Origin of the sequence: Reyranella sp. (genome assembly GCF_965249915.1) — a bacterium.
Classification (GTDB): domain Bacteria; phylum Pseudomonadota; class Alphaproteobacteria; order Reyranellales; family Reyranellaceae; genus Reyranella.
Genome location: NZ_OZ252257.1, coordinates 423,994 through 448,134, shown reverse-complemented (window position 1 = coordinate 448,134; position 24,141 = coordinate 423,994). Strand labels below are relative to the sequence as shown.

General features: G+C 66.1%; 26 protein-coding genes. 13 read left to right on the top strand and 13 right to left on the bottom strand.

From position 1 onward, the window contains the following. Nucleotides 1-5 precede the first annotated feature (5 nt). The 9 genes from ACP15H_RS02195 to coxB form a co-directional block, all read right to left on the bottom strand. Complete coding sequence (locus ACP15H_RS02195; RefSeq protein WP_425064591.1) at nt 6-1,508, bottom strand: carboxypeptidase M32; 1,503 nt, start codon at nt 1,506-1,508, stop codon at nt 6-8. Next, nucleotides 1,505-2,242, bottom strand: coding sequence for an SURF1 family protein (locus ACP15H_RS02190; protein WP_425064590.1), 738 nt, complete (start codon nt 2,240-2,242; stop codon nt 1,505-1,507). Before ACP15H_RS02190 ends, ACP15H_RS02195 begins: the two co-directional genes overlap by 4 nt. A 10-nt stretch (nt 2,243-2,252) precedes the next feature. Then, nucleotides 2,253-2,615: a DUF983 domain-containing protein gene (locus ACP15H_RS02185; protein ID WP_425064589.1), complete on the bottom strand. Its 363-nt coding sequence runs from the start codon at nt 2,613-2,615 to the stop codon at nt 2,253-2,255. A gap of 67 nt (nt 2,616-2,682) precedes the next feature. After that, on the bottom strand, nt 2,683-3,555 hold the full coding sequence (locus ACP15H_RS02180; RefSeq protein WP_425064588.1) for a cytochrome c oxidase subunit 3: 873 nt from the start codon (nt 3,553-3,555) through the stop codon (nt 2,683-2,685). Between the two features lie 2 nt (nt 3,556-3,557). Next, a complete protein-coding gene (locus ACP15H_RS02175) occupies nt 3,558-4,160 on the bottom strand; it encodes a cytochrome c oxidase assembly protein (RefSeq protein ID WP_425064587.1) in 603 nt (200 codons plus the stop codon). Next, nucleotides 4,157-4,297, bottom strand: coding sequence for a hypothetical protein (locus ACP15H_RS02170; RefSeq protein WP_425064586.1), 141 nt, complete (start codon nt 4,295-4,297; stop codon nt 4,157-4,159). The genes ACP15H_RS02175 and ACP15H_RS02170 overlap by 4 nt, the downstream gene beginning before the upstream one ends. Before the next feature lie 8 nt (nt 4,298-4,305). Next, nucleotides 4,306-5,238 carry a heme o synthase gene (cyoE, locus tag ACP15H_RS02165; RefSeq protein WP_425064585.1) on the bottom strand — a complete coding sequence of 311 codons (933 nt, stop codon included), beginning with the start codon at nt 5,236-5,238 and terminating at the stop codon, nt 4,306-4,308. 48 nt (nt 5,239-5,286) lie between these two features. After that, the gene (gene ctaD / locus ACP15H_RS02160; RefSeq protein ID WP_425064584.1) at nt 5,287-6,924 is read right to left on the bottom strand and encodes a cytochrome c oxidase subunit I; all 1,638 of its coding nucleotides are present in this window, start codon (nt 6,922-6,924) and stop codon (nt 5,287-5,289) included. 24 nt (nt 6,925-6,948) lie between these two features. Beyond that, nucleotides 6,949-7,815, bottom strand: a complete 867-nt coding sequence (gene coxB / locus ACP15H_RS02155; protein ID WP_425064583.1) for a cytochrome c oxidase subunit II — start codon at nt 7,813-7,815, stop codon at nt 6,949-6,951. Nucleotides 7,816-8,178: 363 nt separating this feature from the next. Between coxB and ACP15H_RS02150 the strand changes: the two genes are divergently transcribed. Further along, a complete protein-coding gene (locus tag ACP15H_RS02150) occupies nt 8,179-8,658 on the top strand; it encodes a peptidylprolyl isomerase (protein WP_422011781.1) in 480 nt (159 codons plus the stop codon). Between the two features lie 24 nt (nt 8,659-8,682). On the opposite strand, the gene ACP15H_RS02145 is transcribed toward ACP15H_RS02150, so the two are convergent. Both ACP15H_RS02145 and ACP15H_RS02140 read right to left on the bottom strand, forming a co-directional pair. Then, the gene (locus tag ACP15H_RS02145) at nt 8,683-9,057 is read right to left on the bottom strand and encodes a nuclear transport factor 2 family protein (RefSeq protein ID WP_425064582.1); all 375 of its coding nucleotides are present in this window, start codon (nt 9,055-9,057) and stop codon (nt 8,683-8,685) included. A gap of 16 nt (nt 9,058-9,073) precedes the next feature. Then, nucleotides 9,074-10,063 carry a zinc-dependent alcohol dehydrogenase family protein gene (locus ACP15H_RS02140; RefSeq protein ID WP_425064581.1) on the bottom strand — a complete coding sequence of 330 codons (990 nt, stop codon included), beginning with the start codon at nt 10,061-10,063 and terminating at the stop codon, nt 9,074-9,076. A gap of 83 nt (nt 10,064-10,146) precedes the next feature. On the opposite strand from ACP15H_RS02140, the gene ACP15H_RS02135 reads away from it, so the two are divergent. From ACP15H_RS02135 to ACP15H_RS02125, 3 genes are read left to right on the top strand one after another with little or no spacing between them, the layout of a single operon-like run. Then, nucleotides 10,147-11,583: a circularly permuted type 2 ATP-grasp protein gene (locus tag ACP15H_RS02135; protein WP_425064580.1), complete on the top strand. Its 1,437-nt coding sequence runs from the start codon at nt 10,147-10,149 to the stop codon at nt 11,581-11,583. 9 nt (nt 11,584-11,592) lie between these two features. Continuing rightward, complete coding sequence (locus ACP15H_RS02130; protein ID WP_425064579.1) at nt 11,593-12,525, top strand: alpha-E domain-containing protein; 933 nt, start codon at nt 11,593-11,595, stop codon at nt 12,523-12,525. A gap of 8 nt (nt 12,526-12,533) precedes the next feature. Continuing rightward, a complete protein-coding gene (locus ACP15H_RS02125) occupies nt 12,534-13,352 on the top strand; it encodes a transglutaminase family protein (RefSeq protein WP_425064578.1) in 819 nt (272 codons plus the stop codon). Here the strand turns inward: ACP15H_RS02125 and ACP15H_RS02120 are convergent. Then, nucleotides 13,349-13,855 (bottom strand): hypothetical protein, encoded by a 507-nt coding sequence (locus tag ACP15H_RS02120; RefSeq protein WP_425064577.1) that lies wholly within the window; start codon nt 13,853-13,855, stop codon nt 13,349-13,351. The two genes, ACP15H_RS02125 and ACP15H_RS02120, sit on opposite strands and share 4 nt — an antisense overlap. 129 nt (nt 13,856-13,984) lie before the next feature. On the opposite strand from ACP15H_RS02120, the gene ACP15H_RS02115 reads away from it, so the two are divergent. Beyond that, on the top strand, nt 13,985-15,187 hold the full coding sequence (locus ACP15H_RS02115) for a pyridoxal phosphate-dependent aminotransferase (RefSeq protein WP_425064576.1): 1,203 nt from the start codon (nt 13,985-13,987) through the stop codon (nt 15,185-15,187). Between the two features lie 33 nt (nt 15,188-15,220). Here ACP15H_RS02115 and ACP15H_RS02110 read toward each other — a convergent pair whose 3' ends face one another. After that, on the bottom strand, nt 15,221-17,467 hold the full coding sequence (locus tag ACP15H_RS02110) for an ABC transporter substrate-binding protein (RefSeq protein ID WP_425064575.1): 2,247 nt from the start codon (nt 17,465-17,467) through the stop codon (nt 15,221-15,223). A 309-nt stretch (nt 17,468-17,776) separates the two neighbouring features. Between ACP15H_RS02110 and ACP15H_RS02105 the strand changes: the two genes are divergently transcribed. From ACP15H_RS02105 to ACP15H_RS02070, 8 genes are all read left to right on the top strand, one after another. Next, nucleotides 17,777-19,852 (top strand): elongation factor G, encoded by a 2,076-nt coding sequence (locus tag ACP15H_RS02105; protein WP_425064574.1) that lies wholly within the window; start codon nt 17,777-17,779, stop codon nt 19,850-19,852. 113 nt (nt 19,853-19,965) lie between these two features. Continuing rightward, nucleotides 19,966-20,088 (top strand): hypothetical protein, encoded by a 123-nt coding sequence (locus tag ACP15H_RS02100; protein WP_425064573.1) that lies wholly within the window; start codon nt 19,966-19,968, stop codon nt 20,086-20,088. Between the two features lie 66 nt (nt 20,089-20,154). Next, a complete protein-coding gene (locus ACP15H_RS02095) occupies nt 20,155-20,400 on the top strand; it encodes a hypothetical protein (RefSeq protein ID WP_425064572.1) in 246 nt (81 codons plus the stop codon). A 68-nt stretch (nt 20,401-20,468) separates the two neighbouring features. Further along, nucleotides 20,469-20,915, top strand: coding sequence for a hypothetical protein (locus ACP15H_RS02090; RefSeq protein ID WP_425064571.1), 447 nt, complete (start codon nt 20,469-20,471; stop codon nt 20,913-20,915). A 95-nt stretch (nt 20,916-21,010) separates the two neighbouring features. Then, nucleotides 21,011-21,985, top strand: coding sequence for a protein-methionine-sulfoxide reductase catalytic subunit MsrP (msrP, locus tag ACP15H_RS02085; protein WP_425064570.1), 975 nt, complete (start codon nt 21,011-21,013; stop codon nt 21,983-21,985). Nucleotides 21,986-22,057: 72 nt separating this feature from the next. Beyond that, a complete protein-coding gene (locus ACP15H_RS02080) occupies nt 22,058-23,029 on the top strand; it encodes a Bug family tripartite tricarboxylate transporter substrate binding protein (protein ID WP_425064569.1) in 972 nt (323 codons plus the stop codon). A 5-nt stretch (nt 23,030-23,034) separates the two neighbouring features. Then, nucleotides 23,035-23,796, top strand: coding sequence for an enoyl-CoA hydratase/isomerase family protein (locus ACP15H_RS02075; RefSeq protein WP_425064568.1), 762 nt, complete (start codon nt 23,035-23,037; stop codon nt 23,794-23,796). Nucleotides 23,797-23,799: 3 nt separating this feature from the next. Further along, nucleotides 23,800-24,141, top strand: a complete 342-nt coding sequence (locus tag ACP15H_RS02070) for a DUF7508 domain-containing protein (protein WP_425064567.1) — start codon at nt 23,800-23,802, stop codon at nt 24,139-24,141.

The window sequence follows — 24,141 nt, the reverse complement described above, 5'->3', positions numbered from 1 at the left end:
CCCTCTTACGCCTGGAGGTAGCGGCTTTCCAGATGCGCTTTGAAGGCGGCGGCGCCCAGCGGCGCGCCGGTGGCCTCTGTCAGGATCTCGTCTGTCGTCGCGATCGAGCCCTTGCCGTGCACGTTGGCGCGCAACCACCCCAGCAGAGGGGCGAAATCGCCTTGGCCGATAGCCTTCATCAGGTCCGGATGCGCGCGGCGGGCGGCGGTGAAGAGCTGGGCCGCGGCCAGCGCGCCCAGCGTGTAGGTCGGGAAATAACCCCACCCGCCGTCCGGCCAATGGATGTCCTGGAGGCAGCCGAGGGCGTCATCCGGCGGCACGATCCCGAGAAGTTCGCGCATGCCGTCGTTCCAGGCGCCCGGCAGGTCGGCCAGCGCCAGGTCGCCCGAGAGCATGGCCCGCTCCAGCCGGTAGCGCAGCATGATGTGCAGCGGGTAGGTGACCTCGTCGGCATCGACGCGGATGAAACCCGGGGCCACCCGCGTGTAGAGCCGGTGGATGTTCTCCTCGGTCCAGGCCGGCCCGTCCTTGCCGAAGGCGGCACGCATGCGCGGGGCTGCGAACGTCAGAAAGGCGTCGCTTCGGCAGGCCTGCATCTCCATCAGCAGCGACTGGCTCTCGTGCAGGGTCATGCCGCGCGCATTGCCGACCGGCTGGCGGCGCCAGGCCTTGGGCAGCCCTGCCTCGTAGAGGCCGTGCCCTGTCTCGTGCAGCACGCCCATCAGGGCGCGGGCGAAATCGGCCTCGTCGTAGCGCGTGGTGATGCGCACATCGTCCGAGGTGCCCCCGGTGAAGGGGTGCGCCGAAACGTCGAGGCGGCCGTGATGGAAGTCGAAGCCGATCCGCCGGATCAGCTCCTCGCCCAGCCGACGCTGGGCCTCGACCGGGAACGGCCCCTTGAGCGGCAGCGGATCGGGGCGGCTCTTCTGGCGCTCGAGTACACGTCCCAGGAGATCAGGAAGGAAACCGCGCAGTTCGGCAAACAGCAGATCGATGCGCGCCGAACGGCCGCCGGGCTCGAACTCGTCGAGCAGCGCGTCGTAGAGCGAGGTGCCCAATGCCGCCGCCTTGGCCTCGCCCACCCGCCGCGTGATGTTCAGGACCTCGGTGAGACTAGGCAGCAGCGACTTGAAGTCGGCGTTCTTTTTCGCCGAGCGCCAGGCCAGTTCGCAGGCCGAGCAGGCCCGCGTGCGCGCCTCGACGAGGTCGGACGGCAGGGCGCTCTCGTGCACCCAGGAGCGGCGCATCTCGCGCAGATTGGCGGCCTGCCAGGGATCGAGCGCGGCCCTGCCTTCCTCTGCACGGGAGAGGAGATCGGGCATCTCGGGGGCGGCAATGATCTCGTGGGCGATGACGCCCAGGGTCGCCAGCTGGTCTGCGCGATCCTCGGTGGCCCCGTCCGGCATCATGGTCGAACGGTCCCAGTTCAGGATCGCCGAGGCGCGGCCAATGGCGCTCAGGCGCGCGAAGCGGCGCTCCAGCTCGGCATAGGGATCGTTGGCGATCATGGGGTCTTCCTGCGCCCGTTGATCTCCAGCCGGCCATTCTCCCAGTGATAGGCGAGATAGACGCCGGCCAGCGCCAGAGCGATCAGGAACCAGGTGATGGCGTACTGGAGATGGTCGTTGGGAATCTCGAGCCGCGTCTGGCCGCCAACCGGGATGCCGCCCGGATTGGGCGTCGAATCGGCCTCGAGGAAGAACGTGTCCAGCTTGGGATCCGGCGGCGCGCCCGCCATCTTGCGCATCAGCGGCACGTCGGCCTGAAACCAGACGTTCTTCTCCGGCACGTTTTCAGGCGCAAAGCGTGCCCTGATCTGCGAGCGGCGCACCAGGCCGGTGAGCTCGACCCGCCCCGCCGGCTGCACCGCGGCCTGTGTTGCGGCAGCGCGGTCCGGCACCCAGCCGCGATCGAACAGGACGATCCGCCCGTCATCGGCCTTCAACGGCACGATGACCTGCAGGCCGACCTTGTTCTTCAGGCTGCGCGCGGCCAGGAAGAACTCGTGGCCATGCTCGAAGGTGCCGGTGACCTTCACGCGCCCGTACTCATGGCGCAGCGGATTGCCGGTGAGCAGCTCGTCGAGCGTCATCGGCGCCGCCGCCTGGTTGGTGGCGATACGGTCGAGGATGTCGCGTTTCCACTCGCGGCGTTCCATCTGCCACAGGCCCAGTCCCAGCGAGAGGACCAGGATCGGCAGCGAGACGAGCGTGGGCCAGAGAGCGGGCCTCAGCCGGATCATCGTGTTTCCCCTATTCGTCGAGTTCGGTCGTGCGATGGACGAACTGCTGGGCGACCAGCAGCGCCTTGAGGAAGCGCAGCATACCGACGGCAAGTGCGAAGGTGAGCGGCAGCCAGATGACGACGTGCAGCCACCACGGCGGCTCGTAGCGGAACTCCACCCAGAAGACGAGAATCATGATGATCGCGCCCAGTCCCAGGATGACGAACACCGCCGGCCCGTCGCCCGCATCGTTGCCGCGCAGGTCGAGGCCGCATGAGGCGCAGCGATCCACGACGTTCAGCAGGCCGGCGAACAGCCGTCCCTTCCCGCAGCGCGGGCAGGCGCCGCGCAGAGCGACGTCGAGGGGAGATTGGCGGGGCCAGTCGGACAAAGGGTGTCTCCCAAAGACGAACCGCCGGGGAGCACCCGGCGGTTCCAAGATAGCCTGTATGCCTGGCTCAGTGCAGGGCGATCGGTGCCTTGCCGGCGCCCCACCAGTAGATGCAGAAGAACAGGAAGAGCCACACCACGTCGACGAAGTGCCAGTACCAGGCAGCGGCCTCGAAGCCGAAATGCTGCTTGGGCTTGAACTGGCCCTTCGAGGCGCGGATCAGGCAGACGATCAAGAAGATCGTGCCGACCAGCACGTGGAAGCCGTGGAAGCCCGTCGCCATGAAGAAGGTCGACGTATAGATGTCCTGACCGAACGTGAACGGCGCGTGAAGGTACTCGTAGGCCTGGACGCCCGTGAAGATCATGCCGAGGAGGACGGTGCAGAGCAGGCCGCGAACGGCGTCCTTCTGGTTCCCCTCGATGATCGAGTGATGCGCCCAGGTCGCCGTGGTGCCCGACAGCAGCAGGATCAGCGTGTTCATCAGCGGCAGGTCGAACGGCGCGATGACGCTGATGCCCTTGGGCGGCCAGATGCCGCCGGTGGCTTCGGCGCGGACCGGCATGTTCGGCGCGCCGGGGTAAAGCGCGGCGTCGAAGAACGCCCAGAAGAAGGCTGCGAAGAACAGCACTTCCGAGGCGATGAACAGGATCATGCCGTAGCGCAGGCCGAGCTGGACCACCGCGGTGTGATAGACGCGCGACTCGGCGATGACGTCGGACCACCACCAGTACATGACGCCCAGCACCAGGAGCAGGCCGGGGGCCAGCCCCCACCAGTGCACGGACTTCATGAAGGCGCCGAAGCCCGGCCCCAGCATGTCCGGATGCAGCGCAAAGCCGAAGCCGAACGCCAGCACCAGCGCCGCGAACGAACCCAGCGCCGGCCACGGGCTGGGGTCGACCAGATGATAGGGATGCTTCGGAGTACCGCCGGCCATGTTCATCCACCCTTTCCGATATCGTTGCCGGGCAATCCGCCCAGCAATGTCCTGGCCCGTTCCGTCTTCGCCTCGAAGAATGTGTACGAGAGCGTGATGGTCCGGATGTTGTCGTAGCGCCGATCCTTGTCCAACTCGGGATCGACGAAGAAGATCACAGGCATGTCCACGGACTGCCCGGGCAGCAGCAGCTGCTCCGTGAAGCAGAAGCACTGGAGCTTGTTGAACCAACCACCCGCCGTTTCGGGGGTGACGTTGTAGGTCGACGTGCCGACGGCCGGGCGCTGCGAGAGGTTGGTCACGCGATAGTAGGCGAGATACTCCTCGCCCAGCCGAACCGTGACCTCGCGCTGCAGAGGCTGGAACTTCCACGGCAGCGACGTATCGACGTTGGAATCGAAGCGCACCTTGACCGTACGGTCGAGGATCGGCCGATCCCCGGACTGCGCCACGACCGGCGTGCCGCCGAAGCCGGTGGTGCGGCAGAAGAGGTCGTAGAGCGGCGCCGAGGCATAGGCGAAGCCGCCCATGCCCGCCGTCACGAGGAACAGTCGTCGCGCCAGCCGCTTGTTCTTGGCGGCGGTGTCGGGCGTGTCGTCCGTCATCCGTAGCCTCCCATGCGCACGATCGTCAGGGCGAAGAACAGGGCCGCGAGCAGGATGAGGAAACCCGCGATGAACAGGTTCTTGCCGCGCTGGCGGCGGTGCATGTCGGTATCGCCCGGTCGACGGTCCTGTGCCATGGCCGCGCTCATCCCGCGATCCGGCTCACGACCAGATCGACCGGCAGGGCCGCGAACAGGGCGGCGAGATAGATCAGCGAATAGCGAAACATCTTTCGCGCCGCGCCGAAGGCCGTATCGTCGTCCGCCGTCCGCCAAACGCCAATCGCGTGGCCGATGAAGCCGAGGCTGAGCGCCAGCGCGACCGAACCATAGAGCCAGCCGACGGCGCCCAGCAGCGTCGGCGCCAGGGCGACCGGCAGCAGCAGCAGCGTGTAGATCACCATCTGACGCTTGGTCTCGCGCGGCCCGGCCACCACCGGCAGCATCGGCACGCCGGCCCGGCGATAGTCTTCGCTGCGATAGAGGGCGAGCGCCCAGAAATGCGGCGGGGTCCAGAGGAAGACCAGCAGGAAGAGCGCGATCCCGACGGCGGACACGTCGCCGGTCGCCGCGGCCCAGCCGATCATCGGCGGGAAGGCACCGGCCGCACCGCCGATCACGATGTTCTGCGGCGTCCGGCGCTTCAGCCAGATCGTGTAGATGAAAACGTAGAACAGGATCGCCGCCGTGAGCAGCGCGGCCGCCACGAGGTTCGTCGATACCGCCATCAGCAGCACTGAGAAGATCGACAGCAGCACGCCGAGACCCAGCGCATCGTCCGGCGCGACGCGACCGGCCGGCAGCGGGCGGTTGCGCGTGCGGGCCATCAGCGCGTCGAGGTCGCGCTCGTACCACATGTTGATGGCACCGGCCGCGCCCGAGCCGAGGGCGATCGCCAGGACCGCCAGCGCCGCCTTGAACGGGTGGATGTGGACCGGCGCGATCACCACGCCGATCCAGCCGGTGAAGACCACCAGCGACATCACGCGCGGCTTCAGCAGGTCGATGTAGTCGCGCACGCGCGCAGGCGCGGCGGTTCCCTCGATGCTGCCCGTGAAAGTGTGCGCGGTGTCGCTCATGTGCCTTTCAAGGCGAAGGCGCCTTCTTGGGGCGCCTCCGCTCCGTTCCTAGTGGTTTGCCGTCGGCGAGATGTGCGGCAGTTCCTCGAACGTGTGGAACGGCGGCGGCGAGGAAACCGTCCATTCCAGGGTCGTTGCCCCCTCGCCCCAGTAGTTCGCACCGACCTTGCGGCCGAACATCAGGGTGCCGAAGACCACGAAGACGAGCCAGAACAGGGTCGCGCCGAACGACATGAACGCGCCGATCGAGGAGAGGTAGTTCCAGTGCGACATCGCGTCGGGATAGTCGACGTAGTGGCGCGGCATGCCGGCCAGTCCCGAGAAATGCATCGGGAAGAACGTCAGGTTGACGGCGACGAAGGTGACCCAGAAGTGGATCTGCGCCGCCCACTCCGGATACTGCCGGCCCGACATCTTGCCGATCCAGTAGTAGAAGCCGGCGAACATGCCGAACACCGCGCCGAGCGACAGCACATAGTGGAAGTGCGCGATCACGTAGTAGGTGTTGTGCAGCGAGTAGTCGACACCGGCATTGGCCAGCACCACGCCCGTCACGCCGCCGACGGTGAACAGGAAGATGAAGCCGATCGCCCACAGCATCGGGATGGTGAGGCGGATCGAGCCGCCCCACATGGTGGCGATCCACGAGAAGATCTTCACGCCCGTCGGCACCGCGATCACCATGGTCGCGGCCACGAAATAGGCACGCGTGTCGACGTCCAGACCGACCGTGTACATGTGGTGCGCCCACACGACGAAGCCGACGACGCCGATCGCCACCATCGCGTAGGCCATGCCGAGGTAACCGAAGATCGGCTTGCGGGCGAAGGTCGAGATGATGTGGCTGATGATGCCGAAGGCCGGCAGGATCATGATGTAGACTTCGGGATGACCGAAGAACCAGAACAGGTTCAGGAACAGGGTCGGATCACCACCGCCCTCGGCCTTGAAGAACGAGGTACCGAAGTTGCGGTCGGTCAGCAGCATCGTGATGGCGCCGGCGAGGACCGGCAGCGCCAGCAGCAGCAGGAACGCGGTGACCAGGACCGACCAGGCGAACAGCGGCATGCGGTGCAGCGTCATGCCCGGCGCGCGCATGTTCAGGATGGTCGTGATGAAATTGATGGCACCCAGGATCGACGAGGCGCCCGCGATGTGCAGCGAGAAGATCGCCAGATCCATGCCGGCGCCCTGGTTGAGCGTGAGCGGCGGATAGATCGTCCAGCCGGTGCCCACGCCGCCGCCGATCAGGGCCGACATCAGGAGCAGGATGAAGGCCGGCGGCAGCAGCCAGAAGCTGATGTTGTTCATGCGCGGGAACGCCATGTCGGGCGCGCCGATCATCAGGGGCACGAACCAGTTGCCGAAGCCGCCGATCAGTCCGGGCATGACCACGAAGAACACCATGATCAGGCCGTGCGCCGTCACGATCGTGTTCCAGAAATGGCCGTCCGGCGTGCCGTCCTGGCCGTTGAAGTACTGCACGCCCGGCTGCATCAGCTCGAGCCGCATGTAGACGGAGAAACCCGCGCCGATCAGCGCCGCGAAGATCGAGAACACAAGGTACATCGTGCCGATGTCCTTGTGGTTGGTGCTGTACAGCCACCGCTTGATGCCGGTCGGCGTGTGATGGTCGTCATGCCCGTGGGCATTGTGGTCGTGGGCGGCGCCGTGCGCGGTGGCCATTCTTGATCTCCTGCGGAGAAGCGCTTAGCGGTTGGCGGGAGTGGTGGCGGAAGCGACGTCGGTCGCGGGCGCGAGCCCGGCAGCCTTCTTCTTGTCCGCCACCCATTTGTCGAAGTCGGCCTGGGAGACCACGCGAATGCCGATCGGCATGAAGCTGTGGTTCTGGCCGCAGATCTGCGAGCACTGACCGAAATAGAGGCCCTCTTCCTTGACGCTGATCCAGCCCTCGTTGAGGCGGCCGGGGATCACCGTCTTCTTGATGCCGAAGCCCGGAACCGTCCAGCCGTGCATGCTGCCGCCCTCGGCGGTGCCGATGATACGCACAACGGTGTTGGCCGGGATCACCATTTCCTCGTCGACCGCCAGCAGGCGCGGAACCTGCGGCTTGGTCTTGGCGCGGTCCGCCTCGCTCAGCATGCGGCTCTCGACCGTGAAATCGCCCTGGTCGGGGTAGTTGTAGGACCAGTACCACTGGTGGCCGGTGATCTTGACCGTCATCGCCGCGTCGGTCGCCTTGTCGCTGTAATAGAGCAGACGGAAGGACGGGATCGCGATCACCACGAGGACCAGGATCGGAAGGATCGTCCAGGCGATCTCGAGCCCCGTATGATGGGTCACCGCCGTCGGCGTCGGGTTGCGACCGGCATGGAAGCGCCACACGGCGTAAACCAGCAGCAGCAGCACGAAGATACAAATCGCGGTGATGATGACCAGCAGCAGGTCATGCAGAGATTCAACCCGCTCCATGATCGGCGTGTACGGCGGCGGGAAGTTCAGCTGCCAATCATGCGGCACGCCGATGACTTTCTGCGCCTGAGCCGGCGCAGCCAAGCCGAAGCCGGCCATTGCCGCCACCAGTCCAACGACGCCCAATACGCGCTTAACGACCATGCATCCGTCCCCTCGGCGGTTCAGATCCAGCGGTTTTCCGACCCGCAAAATCCCCCGCATTTCAAACGGGTTAGTACCAGATATAGCCATGGGTGGTAACGGGTTTTCCGCCCTCGTCGGTATGTGGCGGCCGGTCGCAGCCGTCGGCGCAGCTGGGGAAATCCGGGCCGCCGGAGGCCAGGCCCGGCCTCCAGGGAACCGTCCCCTCGCCCCGAAGTTGCCGCTTGTCTTTCGGAGACCGGCCATTAAGGTCCCGCCGGCCGCGGCAAGACCGCGGATTCGCCAAAGGAAAACGTCATGCGGCTCGCCATTCTGACGCCCGTCCTTGCCGTCATTCTCATGTTCGCAGGAGCAGCCTCCGCCATGGATAAGGAAAATACCCTCTACATCGACCTCAAGGACGGCCGGGTCGTCATCGAGATGCGTCCGGACCTCGCCCCCAACCACGTCGCCCAGATCAAGAAGCTGGCGCGCGAGGGCAAGTACGACGGCGTCGTGTTCCACCGCGTGATCGACGGCTTCATGGCCCAGACCGGCGACCCGACGGGCACCGGCACCGGCGGCATGGGCGAGACGCTCAAGGCCGAGTTCTCCAAGGAACCGCACAGCCGCGGCTCGGTCTCGATGGCCCGCACCAACGATCCGAACAGCGCCCGCAGCCAGTTCTTCATCGTCTTCAAGGACTCGAACTTCCTCGACGGCCAGTACACCGTCTGGGGCAAGGTCACGTCCGGCATGGAGTTCGTGGACAAGATCAAGAAGGGCGCGCCGGGCTCGGGCGCCGTTTCCGCGCCGGCGGACAAGATGATCAAGGTCCAGGTCGCGGCGGACGCGAAGAGCTAGGCTCCTCGCGCCCTGTTCAGTCGTCTACTTGGTAACCGTGTGGAAGGCCTTGGCAATCACTTGCCAACGGCCTTCTACTTTTAGAAGCGTCAGATAGTCCGTGAAATAGCGCGGCGGGATCTGGCACTCCACTTTGGCGAAGGCCGTCGCCGGGCCGGAAAAGTCGATCGAAACGATGCGGTCGCGCCGCTCGCTGCCGCTCTCCTTCGCCGACTTGCGGCTCTCGACCATCTTGAACCAGTCGGCGCGCGGCATGTCCGCGGCCTTGCCGTCGGGACCTGCGCTGTAGAGGTGCGAGGCGGGGTGGAAGGCTTCCCCCAGCTTCTTGGTATCGCCCTCGTACAGGCCGTCGAAATAGACCTGCAGGACCTTCTCGATTGCCGCCAAGTCGGAATTCATTGCCCATCTCCCTCGTTCAAATCGCGCCGTTCGGTGCCACCAGGATCTTGCCGTTGCGCCCGCCCTTGTCGGCATGCGCCAGCGCCTCCTTGATCTTCTCGATCGGATAGACGGTGTCCACCGGAGCGTAAAGCGTGCCGGCCACGACCTGCGCCGCCAATTCCGCATAGATTTCCCGGATCTTCGCGGCGTCGCGCTTGGCAAGGCCCCGCCCCAGCATGAACCCGGTCAGCTTGATGCCGCGGTAAATGAGGTTGCTGCGTCCCACCTTGGGATCCTCGCCGCTCATCGACCCGTAATGCACCACGGTGCCCTCGGTCGCGACGCAGTCGACGATACGCCCCGTGGCGGCACCGCCGATCGCCTCGATGCCCAGCCGGATCGCCGCGTTGCCGGTCGCCCCGGCGACGCGGTCGGCGAGACCGTCGCCGTCGACCAGCACGACGTCGGCGCCCAGCGCCTTCAGCTCGTCTGCGAGCTCGGCCCGTCGCACCACGTTGACGGTGCGCAGCCCACGCTGATGGGCCTGCACGATCAGCAGCCGCCCGACCGCCGAATTGGCGACGTTCTGGATGACCCATTCGCCGGCGGCGAGATCGACGAAGTCGGACAGCATGAGCCGCGCCGTCGGCGGGTTGATGCGCACCATCGCGGCCTGCCGCAGGTCGATGCCGGCCGGCAGCGGAATCGCGTCGTCCCCCTTCACCCGGCGCTTCTGCGTCCAGTTTTCGCGCTGGAGATTGATGACGAGATCGCCCGGTTGGACATGCTTCACGGCCGATCCGACTGCCGAGACCCGGCCGACGCATTCCGCGCCGGGCGTTGCGGGCAGCGGTGGCTTCAGCCGGTAGCTGCCCTTGCAGAACCACATGTCGGCCGGATTGATCGGGAAGGCCAGCACGTCGAAAACGACCTCGTCGGGCGCCGGCGGGCCCACGTCGGGAACATCCGCACAGCGGGCCACGTCCCAAGGCGTTCCGTAGCGATCGATCAGCACCTGCTTCATGCCGCGCCTCCGTCCCATGACACGGGCACTTTGTTGGCCCGTCGATTGCTTATATGGTGCTTTGACAGGGGGTGAAATGCCGGATGGCCGCCAAGGTATTCGATGAGATGAATTCGGGCACCGACGGTTCGATCCGGGTGCCCTATCGCGGTGTCGCCGACTGGCTCGCGCGGACCTCGCCCGAACGGTTGGAGGCGACGCGCACCGAGGTCGATCTCTTCTACCGCCGGCACGGAATCACCTTCGGCGCCTATGGGGCGGCCGAGGGGTCCGAGACGACGATCCCGTTCGACATCATTCCGCGCGTCATCGCGTATGACGAGTGGCAGTTCCTGCACAAGGGCCTGTCGCAGCGCGTGCGCGCCCTCAACGCCTTCCTGAGCGATGCCTACGGCCAGCGGGAAATCTGCCGCGCCGGCATCATCCCCGAAGAACAGATCCTGATGAACGGCGAGTTCGTTGCGATGGCGCAGGGGCTGCAACTGCCCGGCGGCGTCCATGCCCATATTGCCGGCATCGATCTCGTTCGCGTGGGCGAGAAGGACTTCTACGTCCTCGAAGACAATGTGCGCACGCCGTCGGGCGTCTCCTACGTCCTCGAGAACCGTGAAGTGATGATGCGGCTGGCGCCCGAGCTGTTCGCCGCGATGAGCGTCCTGCCGGTGGCCGACTATTCGGAGGAGCTGCTGGCAACGCTGCGCTCCGTGTCGTTCAGCGACGGCCATGAGCCCAACGTCGTGCTGCTGACGCCGGGACACTACAACAGCGCCTATTTCGAGCACGCGTTCCTCGCCGACGAGATGGGCATCGAGCTGGTGAAGGGTTCCGACCTGTTCGTCGACGAGAGCCGGGTCTACATGCGTACCCCGCGCGGACCGCAGAGAGTGGACGTGATCTACCGCCGCGTCGACGACGCGTATCTCGACCCGCTGGCGATGCGACCCGATTCGTTCCTGGGCGTCGCGGGTCTGCTGGGCGCCCTGCGGGCCGGCCGCGTCAACATCGTCAATGCGCTGGGCAACGGCGTGGCCGACGACAAATCGACCTACACCTACGTCCCCGAGATGGTGCGCTTCTATCTCGGCGAGGAGCCGATCCTGCAGAACGTGCCGACCTGGCGATGCGACCGGGCCGACGACTACAAGTACGTGCTGGAGCACCTCTCCGAGATCGTGGTGAAGGAAGTCCACGGCTCGGGCGGCAAGGGCATGCTGGTCGGCCCGACCTCGAGCAAGGCCGAGATCGAGGAATTCACGGCGCTGCTGAAGGCACGGCCGGACAACTATATCGCCCAGCCGACTCTGGCGCTGTCGACCTGTCCCACCTTCGTCAGCCGGGGCGTCGCGCCGCGTCACGTCGATCTGCGCCCCTTCGTCCTCTCCGGCAAGAAGATCACCATCGTGCCGGGCGGCCTCACGCGCGTCGCCCTCAAGGAAGGCTCCCTCGTCGTCAATTCGAGCCAGGGCGGCGGCACCAAGGACACCTGGGTCCTGGCGCCCGACCAGGCGGACGACAGGTAGGCCCCACCCATGCTGAGCAGTACCGCCAAGAATCTCTACTGGATGGGTCGCTACCTGCAGCGCGCCAAGTCGACGGCGCGGCTGATCGAGGCGACCCAGCGCATGGCCCTGCAGTCACGCGGCGAGGAGGCCGCCGGCGTCGCGGCGATCTTCGGTATGGAAGACGAATTCCGCCAGAGCCAGGCCCAGGGCGAACGCCTCGCCAGCCTGATCGACTTCCTCGTGATCGACGAGAACAACCCCTCCTCCATCGTCAATTCGATCGGTGCGGCACGCCGCAATGCCCGCGAAGAGCGCAACAACATCACGGTCGATGTCTGGGAGAGCCTGAACGCGCTGTGGCTGGAACTCAGCGCCCGCCTGCGCAGCAATCGCGCGAACCTCGATCGCGGTGCACTGATCGAGACGGTGAAGAAGCAGGCGGTGATGATCTTCGGCGCGGCGCAGGTGACGCTGCTGCGCGACGAGGCCAACAACTTCCTGCAGCTCGGCGCCTTCCTCGAGCGGGCCGACAATACCGGCCGCATCCTGGACGTGAAGTTCCACCTGCTGCGGCCCGACGGCAATCCCAGCGCCGAGGGGCTCGACTATTTCGCCTGGTCGGAGCTGCTGGCCTGTGTCGGCGCCGTGCGCACCTACCGGCGCATCTATCGCAGCTCGCTCAACCCCATGAAAGTGGCGGAGCTGATGATGCTGCGGCGCGATGTGCCGCGATCGGTGCACCATTGCCTCTGGATGGTCGACCTCAACATGCGCGAACTGGCCGATGCCTACGGCACGCGCGGCGAGGCGGACCGGCTGGCCGGCGAGCTGCACGCCCGGTTGCGCTACGCACGCATCGACAAGGTCTTCGAGATCGGCCTGGCCAAGTTCCTCGGGGAACTGCGCGGCGACATCGGCACCCTGTCGGACGAAATCGGCCGACAGTTCCTCCTGGATTGAGCAAAGCCATGCGTTTCTCCGTCCACCACGCCACGCGTTTCCAGTTCGACCAGCCGTCCGGACATTCGATCCACGACGTGCGCCTCACCCCCAAGCCCGCCGCCGCGCAACGCATCGTGTCCTGGCACATCGACGGCCCGGGCAAGAAGTCGGAATGGAAGGATGGGCACGGCAACCAGGTCGCGACCTTCTCGGTCGCCCAGCAGCACGATAGCGTCGAAATCGTCGTGCAGGGCGTCTACGAATACAGCGGCACCGACCAGTGGCTGCGCTATGTCGAGGAGCCCACCCTGCCGGCGCCCTTCTGGCTACGCAACACGGGCCTTGCACGCCACGATGCGAACTTCGATCCGGTGATCCAGGGACTCGCCGACCGTGCCGCGGATCCCGCGCGGCGGGTCGCTGTCCTGCATGAGCTGATGGAGCGAATCTCGGCGCGCGTGGCCTACAAGACCGGCGTGTCGACCGTGGACACGACGGCCGCCGAGGCACTGACCCGGGGCGCCGGCGTGGCGCAGGACGAGGCCCACATCTTCATCGCCTGCTGCCGCCGCCTCGGCGTGCCGGCACGCTACGTCAGCGGCTATCTGCGCAACGACGACCCGGAAATGCATGTCGGCCGGACCAGCCATTCCTGGGCGGAAGCCTGGGTGCCGGGACTGGAATGGGTGGGGTTCGACCCCGCCAATGGCATCAGCCCGCGCGGCGACAGCCTGCGTGTTGCCGTGGGCCTGGACTATCGCGATGCCGCTCCGGTCAGCGGACGCCGCGTCGGCTTCGGCGATGCCAAGATGACCGTCGACTGCTCGGTCCGCCTGGTCGACTAGGCGGGCCTCTCCCGGACGTTCTTGCGGCGCCAGAGCGAGGCGATCAGCACGAAGATGTGCCGAAGCTGAATGAGCGCGCCGATCGAGATGAGAATGACCGAAACGGTCAGCAGCGTGTGTTCGTAGCCGATCGTGTTCACGATGCGATCCGGCAGGCTGATCATCGCCACCGCAATTTCGGCGAACAGACCGAGGACGAGCTGGGCCACCCCGTATTCATGGCACATCTCGTCGATCTGCACCTGCCGCTCCTCGTCCGCGCCGCCGGACACGCCGAACCGCTTGCGAATCACGCCTCGCTCCTCCAGCGCCACGCCCCAGCCGATCATGATCAGCGCGATCGTGGAGGCGATCGTGACCGGCTCATGGGTATCGATGTGCCGGTTCACGCTCTGCACGATATCGGCGATGGACAGAACCATCGGAAACAGGATCATCAGGTTCACCGCCGCGATGAAGACCGGCGAGATGAGGAACCGCAGCGGAACCAGCAGGAACTTCATCTCACCCTCTTTGCCCTAGCGCCGGTACGGCGCGCCCGACGATAAATACGGGTCGTCGCCTTGCGGAAACCCGGCGTCGCGACTAGCTTCGCGCCGCTCATAAAAATGCCTGAAGGAGGCATATTCGTCATGGCTTTCATCGCCGATCGTCTCAGCCGCATCAAGCCGTCTCCGACCAATGCCGCGCAGGGCAAGTTCCTGGAGATGAAAGCGGCGGGCAAAGACGTGATCGGTCTGGCGGCCGGCGAGCCGGACATGCCGACGCCCGATCACATCAAGGAAGCGGCGATCCAGGCGATCCGCAACAACGACACCAAGTACACCGCCGTGCCGGGAACGCCGGCGCTCCGCCAGGCGATCGTCGCCAAGATGAAGCGCGACCACGGCCTCGACTACAAGCCGAGCCAGACCGTCGTCACCTCGGGCGGCAAGCAGATCATCTTCAACGCCATGCTGGCGACGCTGAACCCGGGCGACGAGGTCATCGTGCCCGCGCCGTACTGGGTCTCGTACCCTGAGATGGTGATGTTCGGCGACGGCACGCCCGTCATCGTGCAGTGCAGGGAAGAGAACGGCTTCAAGCTGACGCCGCAGGATCTCGACCGCGCCATCACGCCCAAGACCAAGTGGATCATCCTCAACTCGCCCAGCAATCCGACCGGTGCCGCCTACTCCAAGGCCGACCTGCGGGGGTTGTGCGACGTGCTGCTGAAGCATCCGCACGTCTACATCCTCACCGACGACATGTACGAGAAGCTCGTCTACGACGACTTCGAGTTCTTCACGCCGGCCCAGGTCGAGCCGAAGCTGTACGACCGCACGCTGACGATGAACGGCGTGTCGAAGGCCTACAGCATGACCGGCTGGCGCATCGGCTACGCGGCCGGTCCGCAGGACCTGATCAACGCCATGATCACGGTGCAGTCGCAGAGCACGTCGAACGCCAGCTCGATCAGCCAGGCCGCCGCCGTGGCCGCGCTGAACGGCCCGACCGACTTCATCCCGAAGAACGTCGCGATCTTCAAGCAGCGCCGCGATCTCATCGTGTCGATGCTGAACCAGAGCAACGGCATCAAGTGCCCGCGCCCCGAAGGTGCCTTCTACGTCTACCCTTCCTGCGCCGGCCTGATCGGCAAGAAGACGCCGGACGGCAAGGTGATCAAGGACGACACCGACTTCGTGAACTACCTGCTCGAAGCCGAAGGTCTCTCGGTCGTGCAGGGTTCGGCCTTCGGCCAGGGCCCGGCCTTCCGCATCTCCTACGCCACGGCGACGGAACTGCTCGAGGAAGCGGGCCGCCGGATCCAGCGCGCCTGCGCCGCGCTGAGCTGAAGCAGTCCGGACCGAAAGGCGAGCCGCCCCCCTTCATCGCCACCATGCAAAGGCGATGCAGGCGGCGGCGATGGTGCCCGCGAAGCCCAGGGCGAACAGGGCACGGCCGGTACGGTCGACGACCAGCGTCGACCGGCCGTCCAGCCGCCACTTCTCTCCCACGAGCGCCGTGATGATGCAGACCAGGCAGAGCCCGAAGAAGACGTAGAAGCCGTATTCGACGGCGATCACGTACCCGACGTTGCCGAGCTGCGAATTGATCGAAGACAGCAGCACCGCGCCGGAAAGCCCCGCGGTGATCGCGACCGTGACTTTGGCGCCCGCCAGCGCCGGCGGGAAATACAGCGTCGCGAACAGGATCAAGGTCATCAGGCCAACCGGCAGGAGGGTCTTGATGAGCGTGGTGCCGATGTCGCGCACCACTTCGATCCGCATGGCGAAGCCCGACAGTTCGCGCATGCGATCGAAGCCGACCAGCCCCGGATCGCCGAGGCCCGACCGGGACACCAGTATCTCCCGCACCTCGGCCACGCGAAGCGCCTGCCATTGCGTCAGGTTTCGGAACGCGTTGGGTGCCGCAGCGCCACCGAAGGCGTTTCCGGCGCCAGATCCCGCATCGGCGCCTTCGAACGCGCTACGGTCGCGCACGTAGACCATGCGATCGCTGGCGGCGCGGGCATTGAAGAAGCGAATCTCGAGTTCCTGACGATCTGCCGGGTATCGCCGCAGGTCGAAGTCGTTCTTGAAGTCACCGCTGATCCGCCACAAGCGATAGGTCGTCCCGTCGCCGAGGTCGCGCTGGGCAGCCGGCCTCGAACTGGCAAAGTTGCCTCGGACCATGTCGGGAAACTCGAACTGGGCGGGATCGCCGTCCGCTGAGCCGATGCCGCGCGCGAAGCGCATCCAGACGTAAAAGTCGGCCGTGAACATCGATTGGGCGACGTCGATGCGCGTAATCTCGTTCAGGTAAATGCCGGTGTACACGACCTGTTGCCGGCGCGCGTAGCGGCCTGGACCGATTTCGACGAGCTGGCCCGCGGCAATCTCTTCGGCGGGCGCAGAAGAAACCGGCACGAGTTGTATCGGGGCCGATTCGAACAAACCTCCCCTGCCGAACCGGCCCATCCTGATCGCGAGCGAACGGCCCCGCTCGGGCGTGAACCATATCGGCCCCAGCAGTCCGGCGACGGCACGGGTCGGACCATCGAGGGATGAGAGGTAGGTGAACGCCGCTTCCCGACGAGCGCGAAGATCGGAGGCACTCTTTCCGGCGACGGCTGACCGAATGGCCGCGATGGCGAGCCGGGCCGCATCATAGGCCTGCACCGACAACCACGAGATCGATGCTTCCTGACCGAAGCGGGCTCTGTAGCGCTCGATGAACGCGAGCGTATCGGCATTGGCACTGTCGAGGATGGCCGGCGTCGCGAGGTAAAGATCTTTGGTGAAGAAGCCCGGTTCCCGGCGTTCCTCGGGCAGGTCATTGAATCGTGCGAAGAAGGAGGCATCGCTCAGCACGCCGGGGCCAAGCACCGGCGCAGCCACACCCGCACGCCGCAATCCCACCATGACGGGAGCAGCATCCGCATCGAGCGCAGCAAGTACGATCGCGGGCTTGCCAGGATCGGCTGCCACCGAACGCACCGCCTCGTCCCGTTCTTCCGCGGTCTTGAAGGGGTAATAGGTCGCGGCCAGCCCCAGCCGCTCCGCCCCACGCCTGAAGCCATCCGCGATGGTACGTCCATAACCGTTGTCCGCGAAGATGACGGCGGCGCGGGCGCCTCCGAGGGCATAACGAAGGTAATCGGCGACCGATTCGCCCAGATCGCTGTTGCGGAACACGGTCTGGAAGGACGTTCGGTTTTCGGTGACGAGATCGCTTCCGGCAGTCGAGATGATCGCCGGGATACCCGCCTGGGCGAAGACCGGACCTGCCGGAAGGGCAAGGACGGACAGGACCGGCCCCACCGCCACCACCGCCGTACTGGCGCCGATACGCGCCGCCGCCTCACGGGCGCCCGCCTCGGTGCTCTGATCGTCCTGGATTTCGAGTTCGATACGCGGTTCGGCGCCGCTCGCATTGGCCTCATCGACGGCCAGGCGGACACTGTCCAGAAACGGCTTGCCGTACGCGGCCTCGAAAGCGCCGCTGCGGCTGACGACTACCCCGAGTTTGGCAACCGACGTATGCGCCCCGACCCCCGGCGCCCATAACAGCAGCACACCCGCAACCAGCGCCACGAACCGGGACGCCACCAGACTTACATCGTTCGAATTCACGGCCGGGCCTCGACAAGAACGCCAATGACGCTCCGCATGGAGGCACGTCCCTGGACGGTGCGTCGATCCAAGATCCCTACCTATAACAAATTCATCCCCGGCGCGCGCATTGACTCGCACCAGTCGGAGTGAAAGCATTTCCCTCGACAAAGGGCTTCGCTCCGATCGCGGCGTCGCGGATGGTCTCCGCGTCCGTCGGCCGGCCGAGAGTTGAGTGAGAGCGACCGTATTGCGGACGCTGGGGCTGCCCGTCCTGCCGGAAACGCCGTCCGGGGCTTCTACGCTTTTGCGAAGAAGGAGGACGTTGTCATGGGCGAGTTCAAGACGGAGACAATCACCGGCGGCAGACCAGGCAGCGGCGCACACCGCGTCGTGGCGCTGTGCGGGCCGTATCTGTCGGGCAAGACCAGCCTGCTCGAAAGCATTCTGTACGCAACCGGGGCCATCGGCCGTCGCGGCTCAACGCGCGCCGGCACGTCCATCGGCGACGGCGCTGCCGAGTCTCGCAAGCGAAACATGGGCACGGAAATCAACGTGGCCTCGGTCGACTATCTCGGCGACCAGTGGACGTTCCTCGACGTGCCGGGCTCGATCGAATTCCAGAACGACGCCTTCGCGGGCCTGGCGGTATGCGACGCGGCCGTCGTGGTTTGCGAGCCTTCGGCCGAGCGCGTGATGGCGCTGACGCCGCTCCTCAAATTCATCGAGGACCGGCACATCCCGCACATCATCTTCGTCAACAAGATCGATTCCGCCGAGATCCGCATCCGCGACCTGCTGGCGGCGCTGCAGTCGGTGTCGCGGCGCAAGCTGGTGCTGCGGCAGGTTCCGATCCGCCGCGCGGCCGCCGACGGCAGCGAGGAGACGGTGGGCTATGTCGATCTCGTGAGCGAGCGAGCCTATCGCTACCGGAGCAGCGGCGCGTCCGACCTGATCGAGATGCCGGCCGAGCTGTTGCCGCGCGAGGCCGAGGCGCGACGCGAGATGCTGGAGACGCTCTCGGAGTTCGACGACACGCTCCTGGAACAGCTCATCGAGGATGTCGCGCCGGAGAAGTCGCTGATTTATCGTGACCTGCACGAAGAGTTCTGCACCGACCAGATCGTGCCCGTCCTGCTGGGTGCCGGCGATCGCGAAAACGGCGTGCGGCGGCTTCTGAAGGCACTGCGCCACGACACACCGACCGTCGAGATGACGGCGAGGCGGCGCTCGTTGCGCTCGGACGGCATGTCGACGGCCGAGTGCTTCAAGGTCCTGCATCAGAGCCATGCGGGTAAGCTTTCGCTTTGCCGGATCTGGTCCGGCACGCTGGCCGAAGGGCAGTCGGTCGGCGGACATCGTGTCGGCACGATCCTGCGGCCGTTCGGGCAGAGGGTCGACAAGATCGCCGAGGCGCGCGCCGGCGAGATCGTGGCCTTGGCCAAGATCGAGGCCTTGTCGTCCGGACAGACGCTCAGCCCTTCGGGGATCACGGGCTCGGCGGATTTCCCCCCGGCCGACTCACCGGTCTTCGGCCTTGCCCTCTCCGCCCGGAACCGGAACGACGAGGTGAAGCTCTCCGGTGCCCTGCAGAAGCTGGTCGAGGAGGATCCGTCGCTATCCTTCGAGGCGCGTGGCGAGACTCACGAGCTGCTGCTCAAAGGCCAGGGGGAGATGCATCTCAAGGTCGCGATCGACAAGCTCGCCGGCCGCTACAACGTCGCCGTCGAGACGGCGGCGACACGCGTCGCCTATCGCGAGACCATCCAGGCCGGCACGCAGCAGCATGCGCGCTACAAGCGCCAGACCGGAGGCCACGGGCAGTTCGCCGACATCAAGATCGAGATCAAGCCGCTGCCGCGCGGTTCGGGCTTCCGCTTCGTCGACCGGATCGTGGGCGGTGTGGTGCCCCGCAACTTCATCCCCGCTGTCGAAGAGGGCGTGATCGACTACCTCAGGGAAGGGCCCCTCGGCCAACCCGTCGTCGATCTCGAAGTGACGCTGTTCGACGGCCAGTATCACGCCGTCGACAGTTCCGAGATGTCGTTCAGGATGGCCGCGCGCATCGCCATGAGCGAGGCCATGCCCAAGTGCAAGCCGGTCCTGCTCGAACCCATCCTGCGGGTCACGGTCGCCGGCCCCTCCGAATCGACACCGCGGCTGCAACGGCTGATCTCGGGTCGGCGCGGGCAGCTGCTGGGGTATGACGCGCGGCCCGACTGGCCGGGATGGGACGAGGTCTCGGCCCTGATGCCAGAGGCCGAGATCGCCGACATGATCGTCGAGATCCGGTCCGTGACGCAGGGCATCGGCAGCTTCCGGACAGAGTTCGACCATCTTCAGGAGCTGGCTGGGCGGACCGCCGAACGCATCGTCGAGGAGACGAAGAAGCGTCAGGCCGCCTGACGGCGGTCATCCGCCCGGGTCACAAGGCAGTGAGGCCGGGCCGGCAGCCCTTCTCCGCCGAGGCCCGGTCTCTCATATTCGCCCTGTGGAATGGTTCCACGGGAGTGTCGTTCATGTTCAACAGACGGTCTCTGATGGTGGGTGGCCTGGTGACGGCTGCCGCATCGTCACTGACCCGCGTCGCGAATGCCCAGTCTGGGCGCCCGACGCTGGTGTTCGTCGGCCACGAGCTTTGAGGCGGCTGCAAGATCTGGCGTGCCCAGTCCGAGCCTGATTTCCTCAAGTCGGCCGCTTTCAAGAAGATGGACTATCAAGTCGTCCATCCGGCCAATGCGGACCTCGTGATGGTCGAAGACAGCTGGCCCGCGCCGGCAAGGCCCATCCGGGCAGCGTTCCTCGCAAGCGACGAGGGCAAGAAGAGCCCCAACGCCACGCCACGCTTCATCCTGTTTCAGGATGGCAAGATCGTCCTCACCGTCACCGGCAACGGTGGCTGGAAGGACAAGATGTGGCCGATGATCCAGGAAGTGACCGCCACCAAGGCGTAGTTTCCGGCCGGGCGACGATGCAGCATATTGCCCTCGTGGGAGCCATCCACGAGGGGGAGACATACTGGATGTTCAAGAGACGTATCGCGATCGCGGGCGGACTGTCGTCGGCCGCCGCGGCGATCCTGTCGCGCACCGCGGCCGCCCAGGGAACGGCGCCGAGCGCCAAGCCCATCCTGATCTTCGCCGGCGACGAGACGTCGGAGGCCTGCAGGATCTGGCGCACGCAGTGGGAGCCGCTCTTCAAGCAGGCTCCGGTCTTCCAGAAGATCGACTATCGCGTCGTGTTCCCGAATACGCCGGCGCTCCTGCTGAAGCCCGCGAGCTGGCCCGCGGATCTGCGCTGGGTCCTCGACGCCTTCCTGATGAGCCAGGTCGGCGTCGAACAGGGCGCCGAGACGCCTCGCTTCTTCCTCATTCAGGGTGGACAGATCACCTTCACCGCCGTCGGCAACAGTGCCTGGCGCGACGTCATGTGGCCGACCCTGCTGGATGTGACCAGTTCGCAGCCATGAGCCCGCGGGTCGCGTCACGGCGCAGTGAGCAGGGTTGATTTGCCGGACCGTCGCCCAAGCGCCATCTAGAGGCAGAGCGTAACAGGAGTCGGATCATGCTGATCAAGCGCACGCGAGGCTGGGAACTGCCGGAGTCGAAGGCGACGCCGGAGAGCCACTATCTCAACCGGCGCGAGATGGTGCGGTCCATGGGGCTCGTGGCGGGACTGGGGGCGGCATCGCTGGCGCTGCCCGGTGGGGCGATGGCGCAGGACAAGTCGGCCGATCCGTCCGCCGGCCTGTACCCGGCCAAGCGCAACGACAAATATGGCGTGCCGACCCCCATGACGGCCGAGAAACTGGCCACCACCTACAACAACTTCTACGAATTCGGCACTGACAAGAGCATCTGGCGCGACGCCCAGAAGCTCGACGTGCGTCCGTGGACCATCAAGGTCGACGGCATGGTCGAAAAGCCCTTCGAGATCGGCATCGACGACCTGCTGGCGAAGGTGCAGCTCGAGGAGCGCGTCTATCGCCACCGCTGCGTCGAGACCTGGTCGATGATCGTGCCCTGGACGGGCTTCCCGGTGCGCTCGCTGGTCGAACTGTGCAAGCCGCTGAGCAGCGCCAAGTTCATCGTGATGAAGACCCTGTCCAGGCCTTCGGTGATGCGCGAACAGCGCGACCTCCTCTATCCCTGGCCCTACACCGAAGGGCTGGCCATGGACGAGGCGATGAACGACCTGGCCTTCATCGCGACCGGTCTCTACGGCAAGCCGATGCCCAAGCAGAACGGCGCGCCGCTGCGTCTCGTGGCGCCGTGGAAGTACGGGTTCAAGAACGTGAAGTCGATCGTCAGTGTCGAGTTCACCGACAAGAAGCCCAAGACCTTCTGGGAAGGGCTGCAATCCAGCGAATACGGCTTCTGGGCCAACGTGAACCCCGAGGTGGCCCATCCGCGCTGGAGCCAGGCCACCGAGAAGCCGCTGGGCAGCGATCAGCGCATCCCGACCCTGCTCTACAACGGTTATGCCGAGTTCGTGGCCGGGCTGTACACCAACCGCAAGGCGGAAAAGCTGTTCATGTAGCCCGCCCTCCTTTGCCTCGTCGCGCCGGGCCGCTAAAACGGAACCCGGCCGAACGAGGCCTCGGGAGGAAACGTGAAGCTCAACCGTCGTACGACCCTGGCGGGCGCCGCCGCACTGGCCGCAGGTTCGCTGCCCAGGGCCGCCTTCGCCCAGGCCTATCCCAACAAGCCGATCAAGATCGTCGTGCCCTTCGCGGCCGGCAGCGCCACCGACCTCACGGCGCGCGGCCTCGGCGCCAAGCTGCAGGAGATCCTGAAGCAGCCGATCGTCATCGAGAACAAGCCGGGCGCCAGCGGGCAGCTCGGTGCCTCCACCGTCGCCACCGCACCGGCCGACGGCTACACGCTGATGATGGGCACCAACACGACGAATGCCGCCAACGGCGCCCTGTTCAAGAAGCTGAGCTACGACATCGAGAAGGACTTCGCGCCGATCATGCGCTGCGTGATGGGCGTCAACGCGCTGGTCGTGAACAACGACCTGCCGGTGAAGACGACCGTCGAGCTGGTGGACTACGCCAAGAAGAACCCCGGCAAGCTCAACTACGCCGAAGCCAGCGCCTCGCAGCGCCTCTCGGGCGAAATGTTCAATCAGCTCGCCGGCACGAAGATCGAGCGCGTGCCCTACAAGGCCAGTCCGCAGGCGCTGGGCGACGTGGCGTCGGGTCAGGTCCAGGTGATGTTCCCCGACCTGCCGCAGGCGCTGACCCAGATCGAGGCCGGCCGCGTGCGGGGGCTGGCGACCACCGGCCCCAAGCGCACGACGGTCACGCCCGACCTGCCCGCGATCGCCGAAGCCGTGCCGGGCTATTCGCTGGTCTACTGGCTGGCCGTGTTCGCGCCGGCCGCAACGCCGAAGGATGTCCAGAAGGTCCTGGCCGACGCGATCGCCGAGGCGCTGAAGGATCCGGCCACCGCCAAGGCGATGACGCAGGGCCGCATGGAGATCGCCCCGCTCGCGCTCGACGAGTTCGCGGCCTATGTGAAGAGCGAGACGGCCTGGTGGACCAAGGAGATCAAGGCCGCCGGCATCGAGCCGGAGTGAGCGCCATGAACAAGGTCATCATCGAGAAGAGCGGCCCGGTCAAAACCATCTGGATGAACCGGCCGGAGAAGCGCAACGCGCTCGACAGCGAGCTGATGCGCGAGATGATCGAGGCGTTGCAGGAGCCGGTCGCGGCCGACGACCGTGTCGTGGTGATCCGCGGCAAGGGCGACGTGTTCTGCGCCGGCCTCGACATGGCGGAGCGGCGCGAGACCATCGGCGGCGGCAGTGCCAGCGGCATCGAGGTCATGTTGCGCGCGGTCGAGCTCTGCCCGCTGCCGGTCGTCGCGGTCGTCCATGGCGACGCCATCGCCGGCGGCAACGAGCTGGCACTCCATTGCGATATCGTCGTGGCCAGCCAGAAGGCGCGTTTCGGCATGTCGCTGGCCCAGGTCGGCCTCGCCCCCAACTGGTTCCTGGCCAAGAAGCTGATGGAAGTGCTGGGGCCGGTCACGACCCGCGAGATGCTGCTGCTGGGCGATCCGCTGCCGTCGACCAAGCTGCATGCGCTGGGCCTGATCGCCCGCTGCGTGCCGCCCGACCAGCTCGAGGCCGAGGCCTCGAAGGTCGTCGACCGGCTGGCGGCCAATGCGCCGCTGTCGCTCAAGGCCATGAAGGCGCTCACGGTGAAGCAGCTCGAGTTCCGCGACGGCATCCAGCACGACGATGTCGACGCGCTGGTGCAGGCGGCGATGAAGAGCCAGGACGCGCAGGAAGGCATGAAGGCGCGGCTGGAGAAGCGCACCGCGAAGTTCCAGGGGCGCTAGACCATGTCGATCAGGCTCCGCCTCGACAAGCCGTGGCGGCCCCTGACCGCCGAAGAGATTGCCCGCCTGCCGGGCCAGCTCGGCATCTACCAGGTCGCCGACGCCGCGGGCACCCTCCTCTATATCGGCCAGGCCGGCGCGCGCGCGCCGTTCGGGCTCCGCAGCGAATTGCAGCGCGAGCTCGCCGAACGGGGCCCCGACCACAAGTTCCGGGTCGAAGTGAACCAGCAGTACCGCACACGCTGGTTCGAACTGTTGATGGTGCATCAGGCAGACCATGGCGGCCTGCCGCCGGACAACGCCAAGAACCCGCCGCCAAACCTTGGCCGGCTGAGCCCGAGCTGA

Excerpts from the sequence above, each read along its gene's own strand:
- coxB (WP_425064583.1), bottom strand. The coding sequence starts at position 7,815 with ATGGTCGTTAAGCGCGTATTGGGCGTCGTTGGACTGGTGGCGGCAATG.
- ACP15H_RS02135 (WP_425064580.1), top strand. The coding sequence starts at position 10,147 with ATGGCCGCCAAGGTATTCGATGAGATGAATTCGGGCACCGACGGTTCG.
- ACP15H_RS02115 (WP_425064576.1), top strand. The coding sequence starts at position 13,985 with ATGGCTTTCATCGCCGATCGTCTCAGCCGCATCAAGCCGTCTCCGACC.
- ACP15H_RS02170 (WP_425064586.1), bottom strand. The coding sequence starts at position 4,297 with ATGGCACAGGACCGTCGACCGGGCGATACCGACATGCACCGCCGCCAG.
- ACP15H_RS02105 (WP_425064574.1), top strand. The coding sequence starts at position 17,777 with ATGGGCGAGTTCAAGACGGAGACAATCACCGGCGGCAGACCAGGCAGC.
- ACP15H_RS02125 (WP_425064578.1), top strand. The coding sequence starts at position 12,534 with ATGCGTTTCTCCGTCCACCACGCCACGCGTTTCCAGTTCGACCAGCCG.
- ACP15H_RS02175 (WP_425064587.1), bottom strand. The coding sequence starts at position 4,160 with ATGACGGACGACACGCCCGACACCGCCGCCAAGAACAAGCGGCTGGCG.
- ACP15H_RS02075 (WP_425064568.1), top strand. The coding sequence starts at position 23,035 with ATGAACAAGGTCATCATCGAGAAGAGCGGCCCGGTCAAAACCATCTGG.
- ACP15H_RS02180 (WP_425064588.1), bottom strand. The coding sequence starts at position 3,555 with ATGGCCGGCGGTACTCCGAAGCATCCCTATCATCTGGTCGACCCCAGC.
- ACP15H_RS02130 (WP_425064579.1), top strand. The coding sequence starts at position 11,593 with ATGCTGAGCAGTACCGCCAAGAATCTCTACTGGATGGGTCGCTACCTG.
- cyoE (WP_425064585.1), bottom strand. The coding sequence starts at position 5,238 with ATGAGCGACACCGCGCACACTTTCACGGGCAGCATCGAGGGAACCGCC.
- ACP15H_RS02070 (WP_425064567.1), top strand. The coding sequence starts at position 23,800 with ATGTCGATCAGGCTCCGCCTCGACAAGCCGTGGCGGCCCCTGACCGCC.
- msrP (WP_425064570.1), top strand. The coding sequence starts at position 21,011 with ATGCTGATCAAGCGCACGCGAGGCTGGGAACTGCCGGAGTCGAAGGCG.
- ACP15H_RS02090 (WP_425064571.1), top strand. The coding sequence starts at position 20,469 with ATGTTCAAGAGACGTATCGCGATCGCGGGCGGACTGTCGTCGGCCGCC.
- ACP15H_RS02095 (WP_425064572.1), top strand. The coding sequence starts at position 20,155 with ATGGACTATCAAGTCGTCCATCCGGCCAATGCGGACCTCGTGATGGTC.
- ACP15H_RS02145 (WP_425064582.1), bottom strand. The coding sequence starts at position 9,057 with ATGAATTCCGACTTGGCGGCAATCGAGAAGGTCCTGCAGGTCTATTTC.
- ACP15H_RS02140 (WP_425064581.1), bottom strand. The coding sequence starts at position 10,063 with ATGAAGCAGGTGCTGATCGATCGCTACGGAACGCCTTGGGACGTGGCC.
- ACP15H_RS02150 (WP_422011781.1), top strand. The coding sequence starts at position 8,179 with ATGGATAAGGAAAATACCCTCTACATCGACCTCAAGGACGGCCGGGTC.
- ACP15H_RS02190 (WP_425064590.1), bottom strand. The coding sequence starts at position 2,242 with ATGATCCGGCTGAGGCCCGCTCTCTGGCCCACGCTCGTCTCGCTGCCG.
- ACP15H_RS02100 (WP_425064573.1), top strand. The coding sequence starts at position 19,966 with ATGTTCAACAGACGGTCTCTGATGGTGGGTGGCCTGGTGACGGCTGCC.
- ACP15H_RS02120 (WP_425064577.1), bottom strand. The coding sequence starts at position 13,855 with ATGAAGTTCCTGCTGGTTCCGCTGCGGTTCCTCATCTCGCCGGTCTTC.
- ACP15H_RS02195 (WP_425064591.1), bottom strand. The coding sequence starts at position 1,508 with ATGATCGCCAACGATCCCTATGCCGAGCTGGAGCGCCGCTTCGCGCGC.
- ctaD (WP_425064584.1), bottom strand. The coding sequence starts at position 6,924 with ATGGCCACCGCGCACGGCGCCGCCCACGACCACAATGCCCACGGGCAT.